Below are 18414 nucleotides of genomic sequence, written 5' to 3'. Positions count from 1 at the left end.
ATACTGTTGCCACATTGATGTCCCCGCATTCTATGTATCGCAACGGCCGTTTGACCGCTTCAATATTTTAAGCAACGCTCGCCTCGTGGCCTGCCGACAGAAGATGAACGTTGTAGACTTTGGTATCGGCAATTTATGCCGCACGGGGACGTTTGCGAATCAGCGCGTAACTTGGGCCAGCGCCGCAAATTCCTACGACGGCGGCAGTTGTAGGGCGGGCATGCTGCACATAAGCAATGCCGTATCACAGCGGCCCGAAGCCCCCGACATTTGCCGTTGATGGAGTCGATGGTCGGCGAGAACGATGAGGTAAAGGATTTTGTCGGCTATTCCCAGAATGCTGCGACCCTTTGCGAGACACTGGAGGACCATCTAGCCATCCCGTACGGAGTGGTAAATATCTAGTTTGGCGGACCGGAAGATTGTGGCAGGGAGGGACTAGGCCTCGAGTGTCAGCTTCAGCATTCGCTTGGGCGGACCTGATTCCACTGCTAATTGGCCCCACGCGTATCTGGTCCCCATGATGTATAGATAAGGAACTCTCCCTCGTTAAAGCGATACTAGGTCATGGGGACTATCGTTTGTCCCGCTCTTGTCAGGCCGACGGACCTAGAAAACAGTAGAACTTAGAGCAATCAAAGCTTGGCCGCTACATTGGAGCTTGACTTACAAGGTGTGGCTTACCATTCTATAAGGACTCCCCTCGCTGAGATGGTTCGATGGACCCGAAAACTCCAACACTTATCGTCGACGAGCCTGCCGGAAAGGATGCGCTCGGTCCGCATCAGCGCGTCGCAGATGCTATCTACAGAATTGTCACAACACAGAGTGGCGGTAAGACCATCCGGCTTGACGGAGAATGGGGAGCTGGAAAGTCAACCGTAGTGCGGTTGCTCAAGGAGCGGCGCGAGAACGACCGGTTGGTTTTTGTGTACGACGCGTGGGTGCATGTTGGTGACCCGTTGCGCCGGGTGTTCCTCGACAGTCTCGTCGAATCGTTAACTCAGGCGACGTGGCTGAGTTCCGATTGGAAGCGCGAGCGAGACATCTTGGCTGGCAAGATAAAGGTAACGGTCGAGCGAAAAGCTCCCAAAATTGATGGCTTAACTCGCGCCACTTTCGGTGCAGTTCTATTCTTGCCCCTTCTGACGGCGCTGGTCTTTCAAATCTGGCCAAGAATAGGCACATCTCTCGGTCAACTCGAACTCATTCCGGGTATCGTTCTATGCGTTAGCGTCGCACTTTTATGTGCGTTCCTCATACGCTCTTTGTCGGACAAATGGATTGGCTTTCTCTTAAGTCGGACACCGCTAGAGTACACGACGGAAAAGCAAGATGAGCCATCGGCGACGAGCATCGAGTTCCAAAAGTTCTTCGCTGGCCTGATGGAGGACGGCCTGAATAGGAAGCCGGACAGCTCTCGAAAGCTCGTCATCGTTATCGACAATCTGGACCGGGTAGTTGACGCAGAAGTCAAGGAAATTTGGGCGCTGCTCCGTTCTTTTTTGGACAATCCGCAATTCAAGCAGGCCGTTTGGTTCAAAAATCTGTGGGTCTTGATACCTATAGCGAAACCGGTTTCGGATGTTTCAAATTCAGCGAGCACGCGCACAGTTGAGCCGGCTAAGCCTAAGGGTGAAGACGTCGGACAGTCCGCGGCCGATTCGACCAAGACATTGCAGCGACCACTTGTCCAAAGAGATATCTTCCTTGAGAAGGTATTTCAATTGCAGCTTGAGCTTCAACCGCCGACTTTAGCTGCGTGGACCAGCTATTTGCGCGAGCAACTGTCGGAGGCAATCGGTACTTGTACGGCGCCCGTGGAGCTCGATGATTGCGTTCGCCTGTATTTGCTCAAGACACGTGACCGAGTTCCCACACCTCGGGAACTCGTACGGTTTGTCAACGACGTTTCTGGGTTGATTTTTCAGTGGGGAGAAGCCTACCCTGTCAGAACACTAGTGGCCTTCGCTCTAACGGGACCGCGCGAGCGATTAATACAACAAATTGAAGATGGTTCGAGGCCTTGGGAGGCATTCGTCACAGGCGCAGAAGACGCGCGCGAGTTCGAGCGTGCATTCAAAAGCTTAGTTTTTGGCATCGCAGAAAAGTGGAAATTAACGCTGTCGACAGATTACAGAGCCGAGCTTATCAGTTCCTTGAAAGTCGGTAACTCGACCAAGATTTTAGAGGCAATTCGATGCAACGAGGGTTGGATTGTGGACTCGCTAATCAGCGAACTGCCTCTTTTAGCGAGTTCCCCACCCCACTTGTTTGCGGCCCTTCGAGCGTTCAGTGGCGCCCTCGCTTCCCTGAAAAGCGAATCCGGTGACTCGGGACTCTTGCCGGGGTCCTTCAAAACTCGGCTTGGGCACATATGTCGCCGGTCGCTTTCGGAGTTGGAGAATCTTTGTTTTGAGACGGAGCCTGGAGTAGTCGCGGCGGGCTTCGATGCGTTTTTTCAGCTAATGAAGGTTTGTCCAGGCGAAGCAGGACCGTCAGCGGCACGCCTTATAGCTGACGCAATGAATCGTTGGGGGCCGAACGATGCTCGCGACACACGTCAAAAGGATTTGTTCACGAGAAACCTCCTGGAAATTCTGTCGGTTGGAGAGATAGCGGAAGGGATACGCGGATTGAAAGGCTATATAAATTTGCCGTTGGACGGGCAGTCGTGGGTGAGCGCGTGCATTGCTCTCATGTCAAGGCCCGTTGCCTTAGAGGACGATTGGGACCTGACAGTGTCGATGCTCAATCGGTGTTTGCCAGTAGACGGCCCGCAGGCGACACTCTCCGCTGTGCAGCGCTTGTTTGTCGATTGCGACGACTCGGCCGTCGTATCTCTTGCCCTACTAGACGTTGTTCCGGACGACCTTCTTGATGAATTGTTCGGCACGCTGCAAGTTATCTGCACATACTGGAGCGACGGCGCCGCCCGGGCTTGCGATGGTGGTATCTGCTCTAAGTCCCACCGTTTGCATCAAAGCTATGCTTTGCTGCGCTTCCTTATTGGACGTCTGACCATCGAGAATGTGCTCTCTAGCGCGCGGGTTTCCCTAAGATTTAACGAAGTTTGCCGGGAGCTGATGCTCCTTGCTGCATGCAGTGCAGACCTTCCAGATTCCGAGCGCAAGCGGGCTCTCTTACTTTATATCGGTTTTACTATTTCGAGCTTTAATGGTGGTCCCTTGGTGACGCAGACATTCCTCCGTCGATTGATGGATGCGCCGGGCGAATATCCTGTCCTAGTCGAGTCGTACTCCGAGCTGTTACGGGACCTTAGTCCCGCTCCATTCATTTCGCTCTGCTTGTTCCCTTGGCCAAACTACGAGGGACCCGCTCCTCAACAATTTTTCGGTTCTGTACTAGAACACTTCGCGGGCAACCGCGAACTTATCTTTCATGCAATTTTTGACGTCGTATCGCGGAGAGAACCTCACAGTTATCCCGGTGCAGCAGAGGCGTTTGCAGGCGCGGTGTTTGCGACGAGAGAGGAGCGGGAGGCCTTTTTGTCGCAATACCTTGCAGCACATCCCCGAAGCCAGACTAGATAACTCTCGACGGGGAGCCTTAGGAACCACCTGACGCAGATACTCCGAAGGCGCATTCAGTGTCACAACGATTCGGTCTAGGTGAACCCAGGAGAGTGTCGGTTACTGGGACGAGACGTCACGGACGTGGAGCACCGAAGACTCGTCGTGGAGCGTATTGAACAACTGGTTGGCGACTTCTCTCCCTCCATGCCGTCCCCTGACCGACCTTCTCATTTCCTTTTGCTGCCGGATATTTGAATGCGTATTGCGGGATGGCCTGCCCCGCGTTAGTCAGAAGCACTTTTAGAGTTCGAAGTCAGAAACTGTTGCCCATCGTGCGCATGGGCGAACCGCTAGGACGTCGAGACTGTGCATCCAGTAAGAGTCGCACCGTACTGCAGTTGAAGAGCAAATCAGCGCGACTGGTGACTTTTTGGACAGTTGGGCAAGCAGATGAAGGGGAGAACGGGTTAAATTAATTGAAACTCCATCCCAGCATTAAATAAGGCTGCCGCTCAATGCCTATCTTTGTCGTAATGTGGCATAGTGCGGCAATTGCAATCAATCGGGGAAAAAGCAAATGGCTACAGTAGAAAGTCTGCAGGCAAAAATCGCAAAGCTGAAGGCGCAAGCCGAAGCAATTGTGAAGAAAGACTCGTCCGCGGTGATTGAAAAGATTCGTGGCATGCTGGAAAAGCATGGTTTGACGACTGCTGACATCGCTGCGCATGTTGGTGGTGGCAAGAAGCGTGGACCCAAGCCGGGCGTCAAAGCCGCAGTGAAATCCTCTGCATCGGTTGCAAAATACCGTCACCCGAAGACGGGCGCGACGTGGACAGGTCACGGACGAGCCCCTGCCTGGCTTGCAAATGCGAAGAACCGAAACAAGTTTCAGATTGATGGCGTCGCCGATGCGTCGGCTCCTGAAAGCAAGTCAGCCGCAAAGACCGGAAAGTACGTGAGGGGTGCGCAGCCGGCGATGTACAGGGACGCAAAGTCGGGCGCGACCTGGAGCGGACGCGGTCGCGCTCCGGCGTGGATTGCTGAAGCCAAAGACCGAAGCAAATTTCTGATTTCAGGCCGCGCTGAAGCGACTGTTACGACGAACGCGGGTGCTGTGAGCAAGGCAAAGACTGCGGGCAAGAAGACCGCGTCGAAGTCGGTCGGTGCGAGTGTGGGCGCCGGGAAGGGACAACCGAAGGGTACGCAGCCTGCGCGTTACCGTGACCCGAAGAGTGGCGCGACCTGGAGCGGCCGCGGTCCGACGCCGGCGTGGCTGGCTGGTGCCAAAGACCGGACGAAGTTCTTGATTGATGGCGTTAGCGGAGTTGCGGATTCTCGCACTCCGAGCAAGCCGAAAGCCGTCGCGAAGAAGCCTTCGACAAAGGCGGCGGTAGCGAAGAAGGCACCGGCGAAGAAACTGGTTGGGGCCAAAAAGGTGGGCGCAGCGACGAATGTCGCGGCTACACCAGAAGCTGGGGCTGCTTAATCGCGCGAGTAAGCGAGCACTCTGAGCTCGCTTTTCGTCGCGCCGGCGCGCGCGATTGGCGTGCTTTATCTCGAGCGGGTCCGCAATGCGTCTAGACGGGCGGCGCATTTTGCGTTCGAACCACCGCGCTTGTAGGCCTGTGCCACCTTTGTGGTGTCGGGGACGAAGTCGCCAGGAGCACTTCTGTCCCAGCGTCCCTCCCAGTACAAACCAAGGTTGTACGCGGCGACCGGTGTCCACGCTCCAGCGCCGTGGCATACATATCCTTGGCCATCTCGAGGTCCGCGTCCATGCCGCGACCAAGCCTCGCACTGTCCGCCAGAGCTGCTGCCGCCATGCCGCGCAGCGGCTCGCTCGCCGTATCGTCCTTCAGCACGTCGCCCAGAATGACGTGTCCACCCTCGTAACCCGCAGGCCCACCTGTCTCCGTGACAAGAGACGGTGCAAGCGCGACCAGGAGGGAGGGATGCCGGTCAGGGCCAACCCGTTCAAGCAAGTCGCCGGCCGAGAAAAGGCGCGCCCGACAGCGGGCTCGTGAGCAGGCCATTCGCAATGGCGGCGATAGATTCAAGTGAGAGAAATCCGACCTTTTTTCTGATACAACGTGGCGGAAGAACCTTTCCACATCGAGTGACGGGTCGCACTGGCGAAGTTGTGCCCATTCGCGTTCGATTTGGCCCAACCAACTGGAATCTACCGACATCAGATTTTCGCGTCCTGTGGTGATTGATGCGGGCGAGATATTTCACCGCTCCTCACGCCTGAACTCCGTCATGGGTTGGCGAGGCTCGTCAGGTACCTGGAATCCCCGCAGTATGCGAAGTGTTTGAGTACCACGCGTATGGCGGCAGAGCGCACAGTCAGCGCCGCAGCGCGGCCGGTAGACTGGGATTAACAAACAGAAATAGAACGAGATTGATTCAGGGAGGCGGCGTGAAAGGGTACGTCTACGTAATTTCCAACAAGGCAATGCCGGACTACGTGAAGGTCGGACACACGACTCGCTCACCAAAGGAGCGGGCCCTTGAGTTAGGCGGTACTGCGCTACCTTATCCCGCCGTCGTCGAATATTCCGTTTTTGTGGACAACGCCCGTGCCGTCGAATTTGAGGTTCACCGTCGACTTGCGAGGGTACGGGCGAACAAAGGTCGGGAGTGGTTCCGGTGCTCACGGGCGAAAGCAGTAGAGACCATCAAAGCTTCAATTGGCCCAGCGGCGCAGCGCGAGCACGACAGAGAGGTCGAAGAGCAACGCGCGCGCGTTCAGGCGAAAGAGTCGAAAAGGCAGGCGTCAATGAAGCGCCAGAAGGAGGAGGCGGAGAAAGCCTTGGAGCAAGCCCGTAACGTTGCTAGAGCTGCCATCTATGCGAAATACGAACCTCGAAGGGAAGGGCTCGCTCGGGTGCCTCATTTTTGCTTTTTTTGGCTATTAGGCTCCGCGCTAGCTTGGGTCGTCATTGGCCTCCTCGATAAAAAGGGCTTTTCAGGCGATTTGCTTTTGCCCTCATGCTTTCCCGGCCTCATCGTCGGTTTCATCCTGCAGGAGCAAGCTAGGAAGCAGAAGAGGCAGGCAAGCGAATATATAGCCCTCGAAGCGGCCCTATCGTCGGAGCTGAAAGCTGTGGAACAGCGATGCGATTTCAGCGGAATGACATCAACCCCGTTGATGAATTCTGTGGCTCGCTCGGTTTCACAATTAGAGTTAAAGACAGCTGTAACGCGTACCGGTCAAGCAACTATTACCCCAACCGCACCTCCTACCGTAACGGCAGCGCAACCGCGTTGGCTCGTAGCCGCGGCTTCGCCGCGCACTCCAAACCAACTACGCGGCAACGCCTCTACCGCTTCCGCCGGAAATCAGCAAACGCTCGCCACCGCAGCCGAAGTACCCCTTGAAGCCGCAGCCAACAGCGCGAAAGTCAACGTAACATGTCCGGTCTGCCGGAAACTAATGCGCCTGCCTGCTCTGAAGACGGTGGACGCGACCTGCCCCCATTGCACTCACGTATTCCGTGTGTCGACGGGAACAACGGGATTCACTTGCGTATCGGGTGGGAGTGGTAGCAGGCGCCATTGGGGCTCCCGCTAGTGTCGTTAGACACACGTAAACGACAGTGCGAGATTGGTAACGCAGCATTACCGACTTCGGGGCACCGCGCTGTGTACCGGGTCAGTGGCTAAATCTGCGCCGTGTGGCAGTCGAATACCTGTACGCAGGTGCAAACACTCACGCGGCTCAGACGTATGGCAGTGCGTCACAACCCAAAAATGAGCGAGCGGTGAGTAGCTACGCCTGCAGCGACCCCTGCTGCAGCGGCAAACGTCGCGTTTGTCCAAGGGGTAGCAGCATCACCTGCGGCGAAGACCCCAGGAATGCTCGTCTGCTTGAACTCATTGACACGGATTGTCGGACCCATTGGTCCTTCGTCGAATTCGCAGCCAAGTTGCTGGGCGAGACTGCTGGCCATGTGAGTGTGTGGGGCGACGAACAGCGCGTCGATTGCAACGACACGGTTGTCGGCAAGCCGCAATCCCCTCATCTCCGGCGCATTACCCAAGACCTCCACGACTGGCAAGCGCTCGATGCGCACGTTGCGCGAGCCAAGGAGCGCGGCCTCTTCCGGCGTCGCTTCAACGATGCCTTGCGTGAACCAGGTCGTTGGGCTCCAATCGGGTATCAGTAGCGCCTGATGGATTGACAATGCATTCGTTGCGAGGACGCCAAGCTGCTTGTCGACGACTTCATATCCGTGGCAGTACGGGCAGTGAAGCACGCTGACGCCCCAGCGCTCGTCGAGCCCGGGCAACGAAGGGAGTTCATCCCGCACGCCCGTTGCAAGCACTATCCTGTCAGCACAAAATGACAGTCCGTCTGCTAGCGTGACGACGAAATGACCATCGAGCTGACTGGCGGTCCTAGCTTCAGTCGTGACGATATCGACAGTCGGATATTGGGCCAGCTGAGCGGTCGCTTCGCCGATAATTTCCGTCGGGTTTTTGCCATCCTGCCCGAAAAAACCGTGTGAATGCGCGGTATAGCGATTGCGAGGCTTTCTGCCGTCAACGACGAGTACGCGACGTCTCGCTCGCGCGAGTTGCATGGCGGCAGACAATCCGGCGAAGCTCCCGCCGACGACAATGACATCAAATTGCGAACGCATAGTGCTTCTCCCATTTTGAGGGCAAGTGGATAGCGCTGCTGATAGCAGCCGCAGTCCTAGGTGACCAGTACACGTAACATATAAAGTTGCATGATACCCGCGTGGTATGCTCTTACGCAACTCGACGTGTTTCATAAATGAGCTTTCCTCAATGAGAACTGATAGCCGGATGTCGCGGACGTTGCATGCGTTGATTCATATGGCACACGCCGGTGGGCCGTTGACCTCCGAGACGCTCGCGGAAATGCTCGCCACGAACGCCGTTGTGGTGCGGCGTATGTTTGGCGGATTGCGGGACGCTGGGTACGTGCAGTCAGAAAAGGGGCACGGCGGCGGCTGGGTTCTGGTCACACCGCTCGAGGAAATTACGCTGCTGGACGTTTATCGGGCGGTGGGCGAGCCGCCGTTGTTTTCCGACCTCGTGTCAGAAGACCGTCCCGAATGTCTGATTGAGCAAGCGGTGAACGCACATCTGTCGGCGACGTTAGGGGACGCTCGCGCTGCGGTGCTGGCCAAGTTTGCAAAAGTCACTCTTGCAATGCTGTCTTCCGGATTCAAAGACGCGTCATCGAGAAAGAAGAATCCCACGCGTTGACCGCTAACGAGAACAGAACGCCCTCAGCGTTCAACTTTTCGCTATTGCAGCCGATATCCTGTGGGCCGTCCTCGCATTCAAACAGGAAAATAAAATGCGCACTCTGGTCTCCGCTGTTGCCGCTGTGTTGGCGCTGGGCATCCTTTCTGGCTGCTCCACAACCCAGAATGTCGCGGCGGGGCCGCAGGCGAAAGCCTCGCCAATGACGGTCGCCTGTTTCACCACGCATGGCGGCCGGTCTGCGGATATGGACGCAGCTATCCAGCGCAATCTGGAGAACCACGGTGTGTCCGTATCGTTGGCGCCGGCGTGTGATAAGACCGACATGAACGTTACCTACACCGACAGTTGGCGCTGGGACATCGTCATGTACCTGCGTTCAATGGATATTCGCTTCTACAAGGCGCCAAGCGGCGGCCTCATTGCGTCCGGGCACTGGAAGAATTCGGTGCTGCATCAGTTTCCCAACGCCGATGGCATCGTGCAAGACCTGATAGACGAGATGTTCAAACAGGCGGGTGAGCCGAGCGCCGTCAGGACGAAAGCAGCTTCAAACTAGACACCGCGCGGCACGGGGAGGGCGCGCGTGGCTTGTCAACCGCTGCAGCCTACTGGTGGACTGCTTGTGAATCAGTCGTCGTTCGAGAGCACCGTCTGGGCCATCTGGGACAAGGTCTGGTCTGTGCGTTATGCATACTACCGACGTCTCTGAGGTCGTCTGCGGCTGTTCCGATGCTCGCAATCGTTTGCAATCCGCTTTCATTCGATTTTCTGATGTCGGTCCGCCATGACTTAGCGCGTTTGAATCCTCGACTTCTGGGCGATGTCCCTGTGAATATTTGGCGCGCACTATCGCTCTCCGCTATGTCGTTATGAGATTATGGCGGGGCGCGACCGCCGCGATAAGGGCATACGTTCATTCCTTAAAATGCCTGTGTTCTCGCTGCCTTTTCGGCGGATGGAGCGCGGCAGGTCGGCAGCAAAATCAAATCGAGAGACGTACCAGCGGAATTTTGGGGGCCAGATGGACGAGACTATTGTCGAGCCGGCAGACGTGCCGGAGGAGCCGCGTTGCGTGCAGATTAAGGCAACGCTCGCCAGCAAGTTAAATCTGGCCGACTTCCAGAACGCCGTCCCGGTCGTCCACGAGCTTTCGCTCGCTAACGAGACCGCGGATGACATCAAAGAGTTGCGGCTCACCGCTTCTTCTGAGCCGACATTTTTCAAGCCGAAGACATGGCACCTGGACCACGTCGCTGCTGGAAAAGATATACGCATCAGTGACCTCGACCTTTTGCTCGACGGCGCGCTTCTCGGCCGTCTGACCGAGTCAGAAAAGGCACTGATAACTTTCAAGCTTACGGCTGGGCTCGCCGAGCCTGTCGAGCTCGCGTCATTCGAATCTGCCGTTGAGTTGTTGCCGCGCAATCAATGGGGCGGCTTATCGGTTTTGCCCGATTTGGTCGCAGCATTCGTTCAGCCGAACGAACCAGCGGTCGAGCGGGTTTTGAAGAAAGCCGCCGAGGTGCTTCATAAAGCTGGCAAATCGGGTGCCATTAACGGTTATCAGGAAGGTGCTCGCCGCGTTTGGGAGCTCGCATCCGCTATCTGGAATGCGATTGGGTCGATGGGCATCGATTATTCGCTGCCGCCCGCGAGTTTCGAACAGGCCGGACAGAAGGTGCGAAGCCCGAGCCAGATTGCCGACTCCGGGCTTGGAACCTGTCTCGACCTTGCATTGTTCGCGTGTGCGGCGCTTGAGCAGGCAGGTCTCAACGCTGTCTTGGTCTTTACGGAGGGGCACGCTTTTCCAGGTGTTTGGCTCAAAGCAGAAGAGTTCTCGACCTCGGTCGTCGACGATGTCACGGCACTTCGCAAGCGTGTGAAATTGAAGGAGATGGTGCTGTTTGAGTCGACGATGCTCACACAACGTCCGTATCCTGCCTTCAGCTTTGCCATTGCCAATGGCGAAGAGCAGATTTCTGAAGAAAATGACCATAAGTTTCACCTGGCCGTCGACATCCGGCGCGCTCGCTTGCAGCGCATCAAGCCGTTGGCTAGCGAACAGGCGATTGCTCGAGGGACAGTCGGAACCGAAGCGACGAACATTGAAGCAGGTTTTGAGAGCGCGCCGGAACTGCCGGATGAACTGGAAGGTGCGGTTGACGATAAGGCAGTCGAGCGGCCGGAGGACCGACTCACCCGTTGGCAACGGAAACTCCTCGACCTGTCACTTCGAAACAATCTGCTCAGTTTCAAGGCGGGAAAGAAATCACTGAAACTTGACGCTCCGGACCCCGGGCAGCTTGAGGACATTCTGGCGGAGGGCCACGCCATCAAGTTGCTTACGCGTCCAGACCTGATGGACGGCAACGACCCTCGTAGTCAGGCAATCCATGAAGCGCGTGAGCGGGAAAACATCCGTCGTTCCCATGCGATTGACGCATTGAAGCGAAAAGAAGTTTTCGTCGGCCTCTCGCAAGACGAGATGGATACTCGTCTGGTCGAGCTCTTTCGGACCTCACGCACAAACTTGCAGGAGGGTGGTTCCAACACCTTGTATCTGGCGCTGGGCTTTCTTTCATGGACACGTGAAGCGAAGGACGACAAGAAGTATCGCGCGCCACTCGTTCTTGTTCCTGTGTCGCTTGAGCGGCGAAGCGCGCGCTCGGGGTTCAGCCTGACTTTGCACGATGACGAACCGCGCTTCAATCCGACGCTGATTGAAATGCTTCGCCAGGATTTCGAACTGGAGCTGGGCATCCAGGGCACCGAGCTGCCGAAGGATGATTCTGGTCTGGATGTCACGGGAATCTGGAAGACCGTATCGAGTGCGGTCAAGGACATCAAGGGTTGGGAGGTAGTCGAAGAAGTCGTTCTCGCGACGTTCTCGTTCGCGAAGTATTTGATGTGGAAGGACTTGACTGAGCGAACCGAGCAGCTCAAACAGAACGCGGTCGTACGGCACCTCATTGAAACGCCGCGCGATTCCTATGAGAGCACGATTGAGTTTCCTGACGCCAGGCGGCTCGACGCAGAACTGCCGGTGAAGAACACCTTCTGCCCATTGCCGGCCGATTCCTCGCAGCTTTCCGCGGTTGTGGCGGGAAGCAAAGGAAAAGACTTCGTCCTAATTGGGCCCCCGGGAACCGGGAAGAGCCAGACCATCTCGAATCTGATTGCGCAGTGTCTGGCGGAAAGAAAGCGTGTGCTATTCGTCTCAGAGAAGATGGCGGCGCTTGATGTCGTGTACCGGCGCCTCGCCGATGTTGGTCTTGGCAACTTCTGCCTCGAATTGCATTCCAGCAAAGCACGTAAGACGGAAGTGCTCGAGCAGCTACGTACTTCGTGGGATTCTGCTGCGGCCATGGAACCCGATGAATGGCATGCAGAAGCCGCTCGGCTGGAGGGATTGCGCAACCAGTTGAACGGGTATGTTGAACGTCTGCACCTGAGATACCCGAACGGGCTCAGTGTATATGAGGCTATCGGCCGCGTTGTCGCCGGGCATGACTTGCCCGTCCTGCAGTTGTCATGGCCGTCCGCTCGGGTTCACGATTCAGTCGCTATGCGAACGCTGCGCGAGACGGCTGAGTTGCTAGATGTTCACGCGAAAGTGATGGGAGAGGGGCAGTTGACATCCAGCCCGCTCGCTCACGTGGTTCAAACTGAATGGTCGCCGCTGTGGCAAGCCGCGCTGCTCGATTCGGCCCGCGCTATTGGCCCAGTGGTTGCCCGTTTTGAAGCCGCAACCGAGCAACTGCGTGCGGCCGTCGGTCTGCCGGCATCTGTTCTCGACACGCGTGGTAGGGAAGGCCTGCGTCTCCTGGCTGCGACTTTGCCGTCTGCGTCTGGGCACGATTGGCAGTTCGTTCTGCGTCCGGATGCAAAAACGATTGCAGACAACCTGCGCTTCGCGAAACCATTGGTCGAACGACACCGCGAGCTGCACGCTTCGCTGTCAGCGCCGCAGGGAAACCAGGTCCTGGAAGATTTACGACAAGGCATCGTTCAGCTCACTCGTTATCACGAACTTCATTCGCAGCTTTCGCAGCCGTGGAACGAATCGCTAAGGTCACGGCTTTCCGCTGGCATTGAGCTGCTGCGAAAGCGTCAGGACGTGATTAGCCAACTGTCGCTTAAATACAAAGACGGTATTTCGACGGCAACGGTTCAGCAACTCCAGCTCGATTGGAGGGAACTGCAGGATTCGTCCTGGCCGATGAGCATGATGCGCCGCCGCTCGCTTTCGAAGAAGCTCGTGGACCTGTCGACCGGCGGAGGCGAGCCAGACATTGGCGGTGACATCGAACGTCTCAAGCAGATTGATTCACTTCAGGAAGAAATCAAAGCGCTCGACGACCTGTCGCTGCCAACATCTAACGCATGGCTGGGACTGAAAACGGAACTCGATGTAGCGCGGGCTTCGCTCGGTTTCCAGACCGTCCTCGAACAGGCTCGCGTACGCGCGGCTTGGGAAGATGTTGGGCTTGACCCAGTCAGCCGGGGGCAGTGTGGCGAGACGGCGCGCGAAGACCTTGCTCGCATCAGAGAACTTCGTCAGATTGACCAGATAATCAATCGCCTTTCCGGACTCGAAGAAGAGACAGACGCCGTATGGGTTGGATATAAAACGGATTTGGCTGTCGCGAAGACGTACGTCGCCTTCCAGGGTGCGCTGGCAGCAGCAGTGGCCAGCAGCTATTGGCAGGACGAGGGGTTCAGCGTTATCGAACGCGGCAGCGCGGGTGCCGTCGCGTCGGCGGACCTCAAGAAGATGCGCGAGCTGGTTGCGTTCGGTGCACGTCTCAAGGAGTTTGACGACCTCCCCGCGAAGACCGGTGGACTCTGGAACGGTTTGCAGACAAAACTGGAGGAAATCGAACCAGCGCTTGATTTCTTCGAGTCGCTGTCGGGCGCGCTCGCATTGATAGCAAATTCGCCTGAAGCGCTGGCGGCAGTGAAGAGCCCGATTGCTTTGCTGCTGGGCGATAGCAATGTTCTGCTTGAGCCGACGGGCGCGATTGCGGGTGCCGGGCGTATGTATGCCGAGGCACTACAAGCGTTTAATCAGGCAGTGATGCAATTCACGGTCGCGAGCGGCTTGCCGAGCTCTGATGTCGCGACTCTGGGTGCACTTCTCCCTGCCGCACTGGCCGCACGTGCAAGCGACGTCCTGGCTAGCTCGAACCGGTTGAATGCCTGGTGTGCGTGGCGCAAGACCCGCGCGGCGGCTCTTGCGTTGGGGCTTGCTCCCGTCGTCGCTGGCGTTGAACAGGGCGCAATCCAGCTCGGACGCGTAAAAGAAGCGTTCGAGACCGACTACTGTCGCTGGTGGTTGAATGCAGTTGTCGATGTGGACGACGTGTTGCGCACCTTTGTTTCCGCAGAGCACGAGAAACGCATTCGGGATTTCCGGGAGCTTGACGAACGGTTCATCGGCTTGACACAAGCCTGGGTACGCGCGCAGCTTTCGGCCGGGCATCCGTCGCCAGACCGTGTCTCACGAGGCTCTGAATGGGGCCTGCTGAGATACGAAATGCAAAAGAAGACTCGCCATCTGCCCCTTCGCGAGTTGATGTCTCAAGCTTCGGGCGCGGTGATGCGCCTGACGCCGTGCCTTCTAATGAGCCCGCTGTCGATTGCACAATATCTGCCGGCTGAGACGGCGAACTTTGATGTCGTCATCTTCGACGAGGCATCACAGATTCCAGTGTGGGACGCCATTGGCGCAATGGCGCGTGCGAAACAGGTTATCATGGTTGGTGACCCGAAACAGTTGCCACCGACAAGTTTCTTCGACCGCGCAGAATCGGACATTGATGACACTGATGTCGAGACTGAGCTCGAGAGCATTCTTGAGGAGTGTATCGGCGCCAACCTGCCGACAATGAAGCTGTCGTGGCACTATCGTAGCCGCCATGAAAGTCTGATTGCGTTCTCGAATCATCGTTACTACGACGGGAGCCTGGTGACGTTCCCAAGTCCGGTCACGAACGACCGTGCCGTCAGCTTTAATCATGTCGCGAATGGCCAATACGAGCGCGGCGGGGCGCGAACAAATAAGCCAGAAGCGAAAGCGCTGGTATCCGACTTGGTCGGCAAAATGAAAGCGCCCGGCTTCCGTGACAGTGGCTTGACCATCGGCGTGGTGACGTTCAACTCTGAACAGCAATCTCTCATCGAAGACTTGCTCGACGAGGAACGTCGTAAAGACCCATCCATTGAGCACTTCTTCCTGGAAACGCAGCTTGAGCCCGTGTTTGTAAAGAATCTAGAGAGCGTGCAGGGTGACGAGCGGGACATCATGTATTTTTCAACCACCTATGGCCCGGGGGTTGACGGCACCATGCCGATGAATTTCGGCCCGATGAACCAGCAGGGCGGAGAGCGTCGTCTGAATGTTGCCATTACCCGTGCAAGGCAGGAGCTTCTAGTCTTCGGTAGCTTCCGTCCAGAGCAGATGGACTTGGCGAGAACTCAGGCGCTTGGAGTGCGAGACTTGAAGCACTTCCTGGAGTTTGCGGACCGCGGTGCACGCGCGCTCGGCGAGGCGGTTACAGGGAGCGTCGGAGACTTCGACAGCCCGTTTGAAAAAGCCGTATCGAACGCGCTTACCGAGAGAGGCTGGACCTTGCATCCGCAGGTCGGTGTGTCGGCTTTCCGCATTGACCTCGGTGTAGTCGACCCGGACGCACCTGGACGTTACCTTGCCGGTGTTGAATGTGATGGTGCGACCTATCATCGTTCTGCAACAGCCCGCGACCGCGACAAGCTGCGTGAGCAGGTCTTGCGTGGCCTCGGCTGGGACATCTTGCGCATCTGGTCGACCGATTGGTGGATTGACATGCAGGGCACGGTTGAGAAGATTCATCGTCAGCTCGAGGAGTTGCTCGCCGAACAGCGGGCAAAGCGAGCGCAGACCGAGCAGGACGCGACAGTCCTCGCGGAGCAGATTATCGCCGACGTAATGGCGATGCCGGATGAGCAGATGGACCAGTCGGCAGATACGTCAACCGACGCGTCGAGCGAGGTGAGAATGGTGACGGACGCTACCACGCTGCCCGTTACCTACGCTCGGAACGCCGCCGTTGCTCATTCTGGCGACCAAGTCGAGGGACGTTTTGCGGAGGTCGATTTGACGTTTGAGGGATACGCGGTCGATGCCAACTCGTTTTTCGACGTCGTCTATAACCCAACGCTTCTTCGGTTGATTGAGCACGTCGTACGTGTGGAAGGACCGGTTCGGGACGAAGTGCTGGCGCGTCGTATCGCGCGGGCGCATGGCTGGGTTCGGACAGGCGCAAAAATCCAGGACCGGGTCGTACGGCTGGCGTCGCAACACTTCCGCGGCGACCCAGAGGATGTGGGGACGTTTTTCCGAGCTAAAGCTGAATCGGCTGATGTGCAGATTCAATTCCGGCGGCCCGTCGATGGCACCGCACGGTCAGTCGATGAAATCTCTCTTGCCGAACTCCGAGCACTCGCATTCGACATGATGCAGGCAGGGCATGACGAAGAGTCTGGCGTACCTGCGATGGCCCGAGAAGTGGGTCTTCGCAAACTTAACGCAGGCAGCAGAACACGTCTGGAAATGGCTTGGTCGGATGCGACGAAGACCACTTCTCGGAACGTTGACGCCCAAGACTAAAACAGCACGACGGTCGGCAAGACAGGTGTCCGGCCGTCTGCACAACTGGCAGCAATTTTCCTTGCCGTACAGGCGACATTAGTTCGCTGGCCAAGGCATTTGGGGGGCAACATGGGTTGGGGCTTCAGGAAAAGCATAAAAATTGCACCCGGTATCCGCATCAATCTCAGCAAGAGCGGAATTAGCACGTCTCTTGGTGGAAAGGGCTTCACGTACAACACCCGTGGCCGCATCACCACAAGTATTCCGGGAACCGGAATCAGATATACGACAAGTTTGAAGGGCGGGAAATCGGGCCGTCGGGATAGTCACGGCACGTCTGCGAGCACCGGTACTGAATATATGAATACTGAGAACCTATCAAAGAGAGAGCAGGCAACGCAGGACTTCGTCTACAAGGTGCAGTCACGCACAACGAATGCCCTACGACAGTATTTTATCTCCCATGGTGTTTATGTCGAAGATGATGACATCAGCGAAGCGGTCAAGCTCGAAGCGTTTCAACCGTTTCTCAATACGCTGACGCATGAGCTGGCGCTCACAACGAAAGCTATCAAGTTAGCCGTAGACATCGGTACGGTCTCACTCGCAGAAAAAGAAAAGGCGATGCTGGCGGTCTACGAGATGGAGCACAAGTGTGCTGCGGCGCAAGGACCTCGCGGTGAGCTGCAGACAGCCGCGAGCGCTCTGATGGCCAGGGTGCGGGCTTGGCCGAGTGCTCCTGGATTTACTGGTCCTCTGTTTGCTGTGCTGTTGGGTTGTTTCCTCATGGCTGTGCTTAGCGTGCCCGTGGGGCTGGGTTTAACTGGATTCGCACTTGCCTACGGTGGATACAAGACCTTCAGTTTCATGCGTAAGAAGGCCGTTTCCTCCCAAGCCATCAAGGAGGCGAACGAGTGGTTTCAGTCCAAACTAACTGTCGAGGTCACGCCGCGACCAGCCATCCGTTCGAGTAATGACTATGTTGCCCTCAAGGCGGCGGCATCCGCAACAGTCACTGCGGCGGCGGTCATCTACACCATCATCGTCTATCCTCACCACCCCGCGTCGAATGGCAATGGCGAACAGGCGACGCTTCAATCCGACACAACCGCAGTCGGTTCGAATGGCGTTGTGCCGGCTGCCGCTACTGCCACGACACTGAATACAGTTCATCCGGTTCCGGACTTTAGTTGGCTTGTGGGTAAGTACCCGTCTGATGTCGTGAATGACAAACGATTCCGTTCTGCTTTCAATGGCGTCTCGCGAGCCGACTGGAAAAAAATCTCGGAGCGGCTTGCTGTGACGAACTCTTCCGCGATTCAGCCCCAAGACGGTTATCTGGTCGCGCAAGGATGCAAAGAACATGAGTGCAGTACGGAGCAAGCCGCGTTTGCTATCAATGAAACAACGGGCAAAGGCGTGGTGCTCGTCAAGCAAACCTCAAACCCTTCGGGTAACGCATCGATAAAGACCTACCAGTGGCCTGACTTGCCCGTCGGTGTGACACCACTATCGAGCTGGGCGCAGGAGAATGGGTCAAACGTCGTTGGGGGCGAATCGGCAGCGACTGACACTGCGCCGTCGACTCAGGCGGATTCCTTCCAACAGACCAGCTTTGATTGTTCAAAGGCTCATTCCGATGCAGAGCACATCATTTGCAGCGATGCCGAGCTGGCTCGGGACGATGTTCAATTGGCGGCAATCTATGCCAAGGCAAAGGCCGCAGTGGATGACCCGGCTGCGTTCAAGGCACGGACCCGGGCCCAGTGGAATTATCGCGAACAGCAATGCCATGACCGAGAATGTCTCGTCCGGTGGTACACGGACCAGAAGGTAGCGCTTACGGAAATTGCTGCTACCGGTAGGGTAGCTGAACAGTAACGCCTTTATCGATGGAAAGCGGAGATTGGAATGCCTAGCGTAGCCACTCCAGAATTGTTGGGGGCGGGATGGCGCGCCTGTCTGCGCGAGTCCGATTGGTGGCACACGACGCTCGCAAAAAAC

8 protein-coding genes are annotated in these 18414 nt (G+C 56.8%); 7 read left to right on the top strand and 1 reads right to left on the bottom strand.

Translation table 11 applies throughout. The annotated features are described in order from the left end of the window. Positions 1–719 precede the first annotated feature (719 nt). From B0G80_RS09925 to B0G80_RS09910, 3 genes are all read left to right on the top strand, one after another. The gene (locus tag B0G80_RS09925; RefSeq protein ID WP_116117876.1) at positions 720–3554 is read left to right on the top strand and encodes a P-loop NTPase fold protein; all 2835 of its coding nucleotides are present in this window, start codon (positions 720–722) and stop codon (positions 3552–3554) included. A 559-nt stretch (positions 3555–4113) separates the two neighbouring features. Further along, complete coding sequence (locus B0G80_RS09920) at positions 4114–5022, top strand: H-NS family nucleoid-associated regulatory protein (RefSeq protein ID WP_116117875.1); 909 nt, start codon at positions 4114–4116, stop codon at positions 5020–5022. A 933-nt stretch (positions 5023–5955) separates the two neighbouring features. Continuing rightward, positions 5956–7110 (top strand): GIY-YIG nuclease family protein, encoded by a 1155-nt coding sequence (locus B0G80_RS09910; protein WP_147309848.1) that lies wholly within the window; start codon positions 5956–5958, stop codon positions 7108–7110. A gap of 166 nt (positions 7111–7276) precedes the next feature. On the opposite strand, the gene B0G80_RS09905 is transcribed toward B0G80_RS09910, so the two are convergent. Next, complete coding sequence (locus B0G80_RS09905) at positions 7277–8182, bottom strand: NAD(P)/FAD-dependent oxidoreductase (protein WP_116117873.1); 906 nt, start codon at positions 8180–8182, stop codon at positions 7277–7279. Positions 8183–8333: 151 nt separating this feature from the next. On the opposite strand from B0G80_RS09905, the gene B0G80_RS09900 reads away from it, so the two are divergent. The 4 genes from B0G80_RS09900 to B0G80_RS09885 all read left to right on the top strand — a co-directional run bounded on the left by B0G80_RS09900 (position 8334) and on the right by B0G80_RS09885 (position 18291). Next, on the top strand, positions 8334–8777 hold the full coding sequence (locus tag B0G80_RS09900; RefSeq protein WP_116117872.1) for an Rrf2 family transcriptional regulator: 444 nt from the start codon (positions 8334–8336) through the stop codon (positions 8775–8777). Positions 8778–8871: 94 nt separating this feature from the next. Beyond that, complete coding sequence (locus B0G80_RS09895) at positions 8872–9336, top strand: hypothetical protein (RefSeq protein ID WP_116117871.1); 465 nt, start codon at positions 8872–8874, stop codon at positions 9334–9336. Between the two features lie 465 nt (positions 9337–9801). Beyond that, positions 9802–16428, top strand: coding sequence for a DUF3320 domain-containing protein (locus B0G80_RS09890; protein ID WP_116119604.1), 6627 nt, complete (start codon positions 9802–9804; stop codon positions 16426–16428). A 111-nt stretch (positions 16429–16539) separates the two neighbouring features. Next, positions 16540–18291: a DUF4236 domain-containing protein gene (locus B0G80_RS09885; protein WP_116117870.1), complete on the top strand. Its 1752-nt coding sequence runs from the start codon at positions 16540–16542 to the stop codon at positions 18289–18291. Positions 18292–18414: the final 123 nt, after the last annotated feature.

It is taken from the genome of Paraburkholderia sp. BL6669N2 (genome assembly GCF_003387275.1).
Classification (GTDB): Bacteria; Pseudomonadota; Gammaproteobacteria; order Burkholderiales; family Burkholderiaceae; genus Paraburkholderia.
Note: the sequence above shows the minus strand (reverse complement) of the source record. Positions and strands in the feature narration are given on the sequence as shown.